We start from the raw sequence: 9,107 nt of genomic DNA, 5'->3' as shown, positions 1-9,107 counted from the left end.
CCGCCCCCCCCCGGGCGGGGGGGGCGGGGGGGGGCCCCACCACCCGGCCCGCCGCGGGGGGGGGGGGGGCGCCGCCCGTGGCCTCGCGTGGCCCCGGCCCGCCGGTCTGGGTCCATGGCGACGTCGCCTCGGGCAATCTGCTCGTCGAAGATGGCAAGCTCTACGCGGTCGTCGATTTCGGTAGTTCGGCTATCGGCGATCCTGCCTGTGATCTGGTGATCGCGTGGACGGAATTTTACGGCGAGAGCCGTCAGGCGTTCCGCGACGCCATTGCCCTTGACGAGCACAGCTGGGCGCGCGCACGGGGCTGGGCGTTGTGGAAGGCGCTGATCGTCGCTTCGGGACATGACGGCAACCAGCGCGAGGCGGAAAAATCGTGGCGGGTCATCGATGAGGTGCTGGCGGATCACACAAACAGTCGAAGCGGGAAGGCTAATTCAGTCTGAACGCGTCCCGCTCGAATAACGAAAGCATTACTGCCCGCCCATCTCCTTCCTGAACGTATCGAAATCGACCTGCATGCCGTTGAAGATGGTGCTCCAATGGCGGGTCAGCGCTGAAACGGCGACCGCCTCCTGGATCTCCTCGTCGGTGGCGCCGGCGCGCTTGGCGTCCTGCGTGTCCGACCAGATACAGTAGTTGCACGGGATTTGCGCCGCTACTGCCAGCGAGATCAGCGACTTGACCTTCGGCGGCAGCGCCGTCTTGTCGCTGAGCTGGATGGCCTTGACCTCGGCCCATGCACCAGGCAGACCGACTTTCGGGAACTGCATTACGAAACTCGGTACGCCGCCCATGGTCGACTGGATGTCCTTGACGGTCGCGTCATACTCATCGGCATAAGAAGGAGCTGCAGCCAGGGTCAGCACACAGGTGGCGGCGAGCAGGCAGGCGCGGCGGATGGAAGAATGCGTTGATGAAAGAGTACGATAGGCAGACATGACATTCTCCTCTGGCGTTTGTTGGCCTTACGGTGTAAGGTACCGTCGAAAATGAACCTTACATCGTAAGTTGTCAAGCGGCACCATGGACACATCGATCAAAAAAAAGCGACCGCGCGGCCGGCTGTCTCGCGAGATGATCGAGGATGCCGCTTTGAAGGTGATCGAGAGCGAGGGCCTCGCCGGGTTTTCGATGCGCAAGCTGGCGGCAGAACTCGGCTGCGAAGCCATGAGCATCTATCACCACTTTCCTTCGGTGGCGCATCTCTTCGAAGCCTTGGTGGATCGGCTGATCGGCTCCCTCGAAATGCCCGACGCGGACCTCCCTTGGCGACAAAGGTTACGCATTGCCGTGCAGGATTTCCGCCGCGTCGCGCGTGAGCACCCGGCCTTTGCCACGTTCCTTGTAACCTACCGGATGAATTCGCCGACGTGTCTCACTTGGCTGAACGGCATCCTTGGCCTGTTCGAGGCCGGCGGCTTCGGACCGGAACTGAGTGCGCGGCTGTTCCGCACCACTGGCTATTATCTGATGGGTGCCATCCTCGACGAGACTGCCGGCTATGCAAAGGGGCCTTCGGCCGTGACCATCGTCAGCGACGAGCAACTGGCGCAGGATTTTCCAAAAATAGCTGCGGCCGGGCGTTATTTCGGCACCGCCGAATTCGACCGGACGTTTGATCTTGGCCTTGACATGCTCCTGGACGAAATGGAGAACGCCCGCGACCGCGCCAGCGCGCCGAACACCGGGTCTTGATGTCATGCGCTCCCTGTTCGCCCTGATACTGCTCATCGGCACCGGCATCGGCGTCGTCTATCCCTGGGCGATGACCAATTTCTCCGGCCGTGAGATCGGCACCTGGCGAGTTTACGACCAGGGCCGGTTCAAGCCGGTGACCGTGCCCCTGAGCGCACGCGACGGGCCGCTACGCGTGCTGGTCGACCTTACGGCAAGAGCCGAGCGCATCGTCTCGCAGCAGCGCACTGTGTTGACCCTCACTGCCGCCACCGGCGGCAGGACGGTGCTCGCCTCGACGCTGCAGTTCAATCACTCCGACAATCCGCGCCAGGTCAGCCCGCAACTGCCGGACAGGATCTTTCGCGACGAGGCTGGCCTGATCCCGACCGTTACCCCTGGTTCCTACATCTTCACCGTCGGTCCGGGCGACGCCGAAGGCATTCCGATGCGGGCCGTCGATCTCGTCCTGCGCTCGGGGGCCGGCGAGGTCGACCGCCGGGCGCGCCCGGTTGGTTTTTCCCTGATGGCGGCGGGCCTGGTCGGGCTGGTGCTGGCATTCCGTTTCGGCGGCCGTCGGCCGGAAAATCCGAACTCGCAGCCGCCACCGCCGCGCTGGGGCAGGGGCTCCAATTGAACTATCGTCATGCCTACCATGCCGGGAACTTCGCCGACGTCGTCAAGCATGTCGTGCTCAGCCGGCTGATCGAATATCTGAAACAGAAGGACAAGGCGTTTCGGGTCATCGACACCCATGCCGGGATCGGCCGTTACGATCTGTCCTCGACCGAAGCGCAAAAGACCGGCGAATGGCAAGGCGGCATCGGCCGGCTCGTCGATGCGGCCCTCGATGCGCCGGCGGCAGCACTGCTGGCGCCGTATCTTGAAGCCGTCCGCTCGCTCAATCCGGACGGCGGCGTGAAAAAATACCCGGGTTCGCCGCTGATCGCCCGGCACCTGATGCGCAAGCAGGACCGGCTGTCGGCGGTCGAGCTGCATCCTAAGGATGCCGCCAGGCTGAAGTCGCTGTTCGACGGTGACTTCCAGACCCGGGTGATCGAGCTCGACGGGTGGCTGGCGCTCGGCGCGCATCTGCCGCCAAAGGAAAAGCGCGGCCTCGTGCTCATCGATCCGCCTTTCGAGGAAGAGGGCGAATTCGGTCGCTTGGTCGACGGGCTGCAAAGAGCCCATCGGCGCTGGCCAGGAGGGATTTACGCGCTGTGGTATCCGCTCAAGGACCGCAGGGCGGTCGCCGCCTTCCGCAAGGCGCTGAAGCAGACGGGCATTTCGAAGCTGCTCGACATCGGTTTTGAGATCAGGCCGGACGCCGTCGAGCCGAGCCTCGACGGCTGCGGCATGGTGGTGGTCAATCCGCCCTTCACGCTGGAGGGTGAGTTACGGACGCTGCTGCCGGCGCTGCACCGGCTGCTTGCACTTGAGCAGCCGTCGCACTGGACGCTGGACTGGCTGGCGGGAGAGTAGTTTGAGGCGTGGCCCTGCCGTTCCGTCAGCGCAACCATCGTCACCACAACCACGGTCGCTACAACCGCTTGACCGCGCGTCAGCGAATCCGCACAGTGCGCGCAGTCGACCTTGAGAGGCTGCCATGACTCGCTTCGCCCAATCCGCCCTTGCCGCACTGCTCGCCTTTTGCACGCCGCTGGCCGCGCCTCTTGGCGTCACCCAGGCAGTCCAGGCGGCCGACCTTGCAATCTATACCGACGAGGATAGCGGCGTCTGCGGCGAGGCCTGGGTGCTGAACAAGATCACCGACCGCTTCTCCTATCAGGTGCATCACGTGCCGCATCTGCCGGATGTGCAGATCGTCGACTTCCAGCGCATCCACCAGCATCGCTATCTGCCGGCCGACGACACCTGGCCGATCGGCCGCCGTTATTGCGGCGCCACCGTCAGCCTCTCCGACGGCGGCGCTCGCACCATCTGGTACCTGATCGAAGAAGGCCAGGGCTTTGCCTCGATCGGCGACAATGTCGAATTCTGCGTCTCGGGCTTCGACCGCTGGATGGTCTACAACGGCCGCTGCCGCGTCCTGCGCTGACCAGCGCTTTCCGATCCCGACGGATTGTTGCGTCACTTAGGTGGTCGAGAAAAGGAACACCTGACGGCCATCAGGATCACGGACGATCACACGTCGGCCCATAGCCGTCGCCTTGACGTCCGCAATGATTCCAAAGCCGTTGGCCTTGGCGGCAGAAGCAGCTTCATCTGCGTTGGCGACTTCGAAGCCGATCATCGTTCCCGCTCCTTCCGGCGTCGTTGCTTCTGCCGGGTAGAGTTCGATCGCAAGCCCTTCACCTTGGAACGCGAAATGTATCGGACCGGAGCCATGCTGCTCTTGCCTGAAGACAATTCCAAAATTCGCGTAGAAAGCCGCGGCTGATCTGGGATCAGCCGAAAACCATGTGACAAATGCCAAGCTCGGCAAGGTGGACATTCATACCTCTCTGGTGTTGAGGGTCCAAGGTCGGACGAGGTTGCGAAAATCGGAGACTTCCATGCATGTCAACGCCAACCGACCACATCGATCATTTTGCGGGGGAAACAGCACCACATGGATTCGCTTGTTTATACTGTTGCTCTCGGCGCGGTCGTTGCAGGCTTCGTCCAGGGGCTTTCCGGGTTCGCTTTCAGCCTGGTTGCCATGTCGATTTGGGTTTGGACCGTGGAGCCCCAGCTTGCTGCCGCCATGGCAGTCTTTGGGGCGTTCACCGGCCAGATCATCGCCGCCGTCACCGTCCGCCGGGGCTTCGACCTCAAGCTTCTGCTGCCATTCCTGATCGGCGGGATCATCGGGATTCCGGTCGGTGTCGCCATCCTGCCTTTGCTGGATGTGCAGTTGTTCAAGTTGGTCTTCGGAGCGCTGCTGGTCGTTTGGTGTCCGTTGATGCTCTTTGCGCCTCGCCTCCCTCCCATCACGGTCGGGGGTCCTGTTGCAGACGGTGCAATAGGTCTGGTTGGCGGCATCATGGGTGGACTTGGCGGCTTCACCGGCCCGGTTCCAACGCTGTGGTGCGTGCTGCGCCAATGGGAAAAGGACAGGCAGCGTATTGTCATCCAGAATTTCAACCTTGTGACCCTCTCCATGACGATGGCTGCCTATCTTGCGGCCGGAAAGATCAAGCTCGAAATGCTGCCGATGTTTGCCCTCGTCGCGCCGGCGATGTTGATACCGACACTCCTTGGCGCGAGACTCTACATCGGCGTTAGCGAGGCGACTTTTCGAAAGATCGTCCTCACACTCTTGGCCGCATCAGGTGCGGCATTGTTGGCATCGTCCTTGCCGCGCCTCATAAGCCGGGTTTGAACGACACACAGAAATCCCGACTTCCGCCGTGCCATGCGCTATCGACCGATGCGGCCTGCTCCCGATAGGTAGGCGCAGATCAGTTCGACGAGTTGCTTTTGCAGCTCCGGCGCGGCGAGCATGTTCCGGCGTGCCGCGTTGTGGATCACACCTTCGATCGCTGACGACAGCACGCGCGCCACGGTCTCCGTGTCGGCGCCTTTCCTTGGCTTGCGATAAGTGGCGACAGCAGTCGCATAGTGATTGAGGTATTGTGCCTGGAACGAAGCATGGGCGGCCCTGGAGCCGCGATCGCCCGGCGCCTCGTCGAGCAGCACCTGATGTAGTGTCGGGTGAATGCTGTGCGCCGCGATCATGCCGCGCACCAGCTCCTGCGCGAATTTCCTTAGCGGCTTTTGGTCTTCCGCCGAATCGCGAATGACCGACAGCACATGATCGAAGTGACGGCGCCGGACGGCAGCGAGCAGGGAAAGCTTGTCGGGAAAGTACTGGTAGAGCGTGCCGATGCTTACACCTGCTGTCTCGGCAACCTTGTTGGTGGTGAAGCCGGCCCAGCCCAGCCCGCTCAGAACATGAGCCGCCGCCTCGATGATCGCCTCGACGGTTGCCCTGGAACGCGCCTGGCGCGGCTGTTTGCGCATGCGCGGATGCGGTTTTGCAATGCGAGTAGACACGTTCGCCCATTCTCCTGAAAATATAAACAACATACTCGCATTTCCGGAAAAGGACACCGACCATGAATGCGCTCGCTCTGCTTCGCAGCCTGTTTGCCTATCAGGCCTGGGCCAATGACGAACTGCTGGAAAAGCTCGCGAGTCTCGACCCGCATGTTCACGGCAAGGAACGGCAGGCCGTGATAGGGCTCATCGATCACAGCCATGTGGTGTCGCGGATATTCTCGGCGCACCTGGTTGATGCAAGCCATGGCTACTCCGCCGACACCACCGAGGACACGCCGGCGTTCGACGAACTTCGAGCCGCGGTCGCAGCGACCGATCGCTGGTATCTCGATTATCTCGAAACCGTTTCGTCGCGGCAGCTGTCCGAGCCCGTCGCATTCGTGTTCACCGACGGGGATAAAGCATTGATGTCGCGACAGGAAATGCTGACCCACGTCGTACTCCACGGCGGCTATCATCGCGGTGAAGCGGGGCGCATCCTGGCGCAGATTTCGGTCATGCCGCCATGGGATACCTTCGCCGTCCATCTCCACAGGGCCGAGCCTTCGCGCCGGCTGCAGATGAGCCGTGAGCCGCTCGGCGCCTGAACGGCCGAGCGCATTCGATCACGCGGTCGGCTCGACCGGATCTATCGAACGATATCCTGTCCTTCAGAAATGCGAGCTGTCTGCTTACTTTCATCGCGTCGTGCAAGATAGTGCAGCGGCGTGCTCGTCGCGTTGCTTCCTACTTACCTGTAGTTTATCGTTGCGAACAAGACGAGGCGGGCGACCGCCTTCGCTCTTGACAATGTTCGCGCTGAGCGTCGGACGTTGAAGCGCAAAGCTGGTCGAAAAGGTCCTGAGCTTGACGAGAAGACCGGTCGAGATAGAGCGAGCAGAATTTCTGTCGCAGAACTTCGCTGCGGGACACAAAGATTCGCAGCCGGTTTTTGCGCGGGTAAAATGGTCGCGCGCTCGCCGTAACCGAAACTTAAGCTGCAAAAATCATTCTAATGCTTCGCTGGCTAGCAAGCCGCGAGTCAGATATGCAATGCGCGCCGGGTCAATAACGGCCGTCGGCACAACGGAAGGGGCATGATATGGCTAAGCAGTCATCCAAAGCGCCGGCATCCAAGGCACCGGCAAAGTCACCGGCAAAGTCACCGGCAAAGAAAGCACCGGCAAAAGCAGCCGCGGCAAAGGCCGCAACTGCTGTGAAGAAAGCAGCACCCGCTGCCAAAGCGAAAGCCGCCGCGCCTAAGGCAAAAGCAGCGCCGGCCAAAAAGCCGGCCGCCAAGGCCGCGGCAAAACCGGCCGTGAAGAAAGCAGCACCTGCCAAGGCAAAAGCAGCACCGGCCAAGGCCAAGGCTGCACCGGCCAAGAAGCCGGCTGCAAAGGCCGTGGCGAAGCCCGCTGCGAAGAAGGCAGCACCGGCAAAGGCCGCCGCTGCGAAATCTTCCGCAGCAGTGAAGAAAGCAGCGCCCGCGGCCAAGCCGAAGGCAGCGCCCGCAAAGGCGAAGGCCAAGAAGTAGTCGCCGTTCTCCGATCGCCGGGGACAGTACTCAAGACAGCCATGGCGGGATGCCTAATAGGCGCCTCGCTTGCTGGCTGACGGTCGGGCAGGACGAGAAAGAGGCGGGAGGAAGACATCTTTTCGCAGCTCCCAGGACTTCGCCGTGCGGCGAAGTCCGGTGGGATTTTTGTGGCTGCCAAAACCAAACCTTCGGTGCAAGGCCTAGTTGGTAGTTGCTCGGATCTGGATTGTCCGACGTGCTCGCGTCTGCCGACGCACCTCCGATTCATCGCATCCGAACGCGAGACAATGGTTGTACGCTGGCGGCGGGGTTTTCCGCCTCTGGCCGTTGATGAACCCTGCATGATCGGTCAACAGTGCCCATGCACGAGCCCCTGTCGGAATCGATTTTCGGTGAGGGTCATGCGCGAAGTCACAATGCTACCGCATCCTTTGCGCGTCCAATGAGGCATATGGAGCTGTAGCCGGCAAACAGGAATCGACAATGCCCAGACTGCTCTACGCGTCTACTTCTCCCTACAGTTCCAAGGTGCGCATGGCAGCACTACATGCCGGCATCGCCGTCGATCTCGTGCCGATAAAGACCGAGGAAAGACCGGCCGCGCTGATCGGCGCCAATCCGCTCGGCAAGATCCCGGTGCTGGTGCTCGACGACGGCCGCTCGGTCCATGACAGCCGCGCCATCACCCAGCATCTCAACCGGATGTCGAAGAACGCATTGTTTCCGCGCAATCCCGACAAGCGCCTCGAGGCGGAGGTGCTGGAGGCATTGGCCGACGGCATCTGCGACTGCGCGCTGTCGATGGTCTACGAGCGGCGCACACGGCCGGAAGAGATGGTCTACCAGCCTTGGCTCGAGCGCCAGTGGACGAAGATTTCGGACGCGCTCGATCTGCTCAACGCAAACCCGCCGAAGCTGCCGAAGAAAATCACCCTCGGCCAGATCGCATTGCGCGCCTGCCTCGGCTATCTCTCGCTGCGCTTCGCTGGAAAATGGGAAAAGGGCCGCGGCCGGCTGACGCGCTGGGCGGCACGCTTCGACGAGAAATTCCCGGAGCTGAAGCCCGCCATCCCGGCTTGAGGGCGGGCGGCCCCAACCGGTGCCACAAAAAAAGCCGGGCGCGAGGCCCGGCTTTTTCGTGTCGTGGCTTGGACGACTTAGAACTTCATACCGACGCCGAAAGTGACGCGATTGTCGGTCGACTTGACCTTGCCGATACCGTCGAAGTCCTTCCTGCCGAAGTCCGTGTAACGATACTCGACACGGCCGAACACATTGTCGGTGATCTTGATGTCGGTACCGACGCCGGCTGTCCAGCCAAACTGCGTGTTGGTGTCGCTTACGCCGGCAGCTTCAATCTTCTGGTTCTTCAGCGCGCCACCGGCGGTGCCGTAGAGCAGGATGTCCGGGGTGACAGCGTAGCCGAGGCGGGCACGCAGCGAGCCCTCGAAGCCACCCTTGGCCTCGATGCCGGCATCGTCGCCCTTGACGCCGTTGTAGCCGATATCGGCTTCGGCACCGTAGACGAAGTTCTCCTGCTGCCAGTTATAGCCGCCGAAGACGCCGCCGACAAAACCCTTGGTGTCGACGTCGACGCCAATGTCTTTGGCTTTGGCGTGGCCAGCGAAGCCGTAGCCGACGCTCACACCGGCATAGGGACCGGCCCAGGATGCGACCGGAAGTTCTGCGATCGGGGCAGGTGCCGGCGGCTCTTCCTGAACCACGTCCGCGGCATAGGCGGTTCCGCCGAGGGCGAACAGCCCAAACGCCACCGCGAGCGGTCGCGCAAATTTAAGATTGGCTTGCATTGTTCTTTACTCCTTAAGCCACAGGACACAGGCTTGTTGTTTATGAGCGCCCTCAACCCGTCCGGGGGATGAAACGGATCCGGCGTTCAACGGTTCCAAAT

General features: G+C 61.9%; 12 protein-coding genes and 1 pseudogene. 9 read left to right on the top strand and 4 right to left on the bottom strand.

The window, feature by feature from the left end; all coding sequences use genetic code 11:
• Positions 1–98 precede the first annotated feature (98 nt).
• A pseudogene (locus tag NKI41_RS21395) lies at positions 99–446 on the top strand (phosphotransferase); the annotation flags it as partial.
• A gap of 27 nt (positions 447–473) precedes the next feature.
• Here the strand turns inward: NKI41_RS21395 and NKI41_RS21390 are convergent.
• On the bottom strand, positions 474–941 hold the full coding sequence (locus NKI41_RS21390; RefSeq protein WP_352685017.1) for a carboxymuconolactone decarboxylase family protein: 468 nt from the start codon (positions 939–941) through the stop codon (positions 474–476).
• Positions 942–1,026: 85 nt separating this feature from the next.
• Between NKI41_RS21390 and NKI41_RS21385 the strand changes: the two genes are divergently transcribed.
• From NKI41_RS21385 to NKI41_RS21370, 4 genes are all read left to right on the top strand, one after another.
• The gene (locus NKI41_RS21385) at positions 1,027–1,698 is read left to right on the top strand and encodes a TetR/AcrR family transcriptional regulator (protein WP_352685014.1); all 672 of its coding nucleotides are present in this window, start codon (positions 1,027–1,029) and stop codon (positions 1,696–1,698) included.
• A 4-nt stretch (positions 1,699–1,702) separates the two neighbouring features.
• Complete coding sequence (locus NKI41_RS21380; protein ID WP_023677686.1) at positions 1,703–2,314, top strand: hypothetical protein; 612 nt, start codon at positions 1,703–1,705, stop codon at positions 2,312–2,314.
• Positions 2,311–3,159 (top strand): 23S rRNA (adenine(2030)-N(6))-methyltransferase RlmJ, encoded by an 849-nt coding sequence (locus NKI41_RS21375; RefSeq protein ID WP_352541655.1) that lies wholly within the window; start codon positions 2,311–2,313, stop codon positions 3,157–3,159. The genes NKI41_RS21380 and NKI41_RS21375 overlap by 4 nt, the downstream gene beginning before the upstream one ends.
• Before the next feature lie 124 nt (positions 3,160–3,283).
• Entirely contained in the window at positions 3,284–3,736 is a 453-nt protein-coding gene (locus NKI41_RS21370; protein WP_023677684.1) for a hypothetical protein, read from the top strand.
• Between the two features lie 36 nt (positions 3,737–3,772).
• Here NKI41_RS21370 and NKI41_RS21365 read toward each other — a convergent pair whose 3' ends face one another.
• Entirely contained in the window at positions 3,773–4,132 is a 360-nt protein-coding gene (locus NKI41_RS21365) for a VOC family protein (protein ID WP_352685013.1), read from the bottom strand.
• A gap of 117 nt (positions 4,133–4,249) precedes the next feature.
• On the opposite strand from NKI41_RS21365, the gene NKI41_RS21360 reads away from it, so the two are divergent.
• Positions 4,250–5,002 carry a sulfite exporter TauE/SafE family protein gene (locus NKI41_RS21360; protein WP_352685011.1) on the top strand — a complete coding sequence of 251 codons (753 nt, stop codon included), beginning with the start codon at positions 4,250–4,252 and terminating at the stop codon, positions 5,000–5,002.
• A 38-nt stretch (positions 5,003–5,040) separates the two neighbouring features.
• Here the strand turns inward: NKI41_RS21360 and NKI41_RS21355 are convergent, their stop codons facing one another.
• Positions 5,041–5,676, bottom strand: coding sequence for a TetR/AcrR family transcriptional regulator (locus NKI41_RS21355; protein ID WP_376704967.1), 636 nt, complete (start codon positions 5,674–5,676; stop codon positions 5,041–5,043).
• 62 nt (positions 5,677–5,738) lie between these two features.
• Here NKI41_RS21355 and NKI41_RS21350 point away from each other — a divergent pair, with 62 nt between their 5' ends.
• The 3 genes from NKI41_RS21350 (at position 5,739) to NKI41_RS21340 (ending at position 8,278) form a co-directional block, all read left to right on the top strand.
• Positions 5,739–6,269, top strand: coding sequence for a DinB family protein (locus tag NKI41_RS21350; RefSeq protein ID WP_352685010.1), 531 nt, complete (start codon positions 5,739–5,741; stop codon positions 6,267–6,269).
• 494 nt (positions 6,270–6,763) lie between these two features.
• Complete coding sequence (locus NKI41_RS21345; protein WP_352685008.1) at positions 6,764–7,195, top strand: hypothetical protein; 432 nt, start codon at positions 6,764–6,766, stop codon at positions 7,193–7,195.
• Between the two features lie 486 nt (positions 7,196–7,681).
• Entirely contained in the window at positions 7,682–8,278 is a 597-nt protein-coding gene (locus NKI41_RS21340) for a glutathione S-transferase family protein (RefSeq protein ID WP_352472598.1), read from the top strand.
• 77 nt (positions 8,279–8,355) lie between these two features.
• Here the strand turns inward: NKI41_RS21340 and NKI41_RS21335 are convergent, their stop codons facing one another.
• Positions 8,356–9,006 carry an outer membrane protein gene (locus NKI41_RS21335; RefSeq protein ID WP_292662341.1) on the bottom strand — a complete coding sequence of 217 codons (651 nt, stop codon included), beginning with the start codon at positions 9,004–9,006 and terminating at the stop codon, positions 8,356–8,358.
• Positions 9,007–9,107: the final 101 nt, after the last annotated feature.

The organism is Mesorhizobium sp. M0601, assembly GCF_040320845.1.
Lineage (GTDB): Bacteria > Pseudomonadota > Alphaproteobacteria > Rhizobiales > Rhizobiaceae > Mesorhizobium.
The sequence above is the reverse complement of the archived record's forward strand: the minus strand, read 5'-3'. Positions and strand labels throughout refer to the sequence as shown.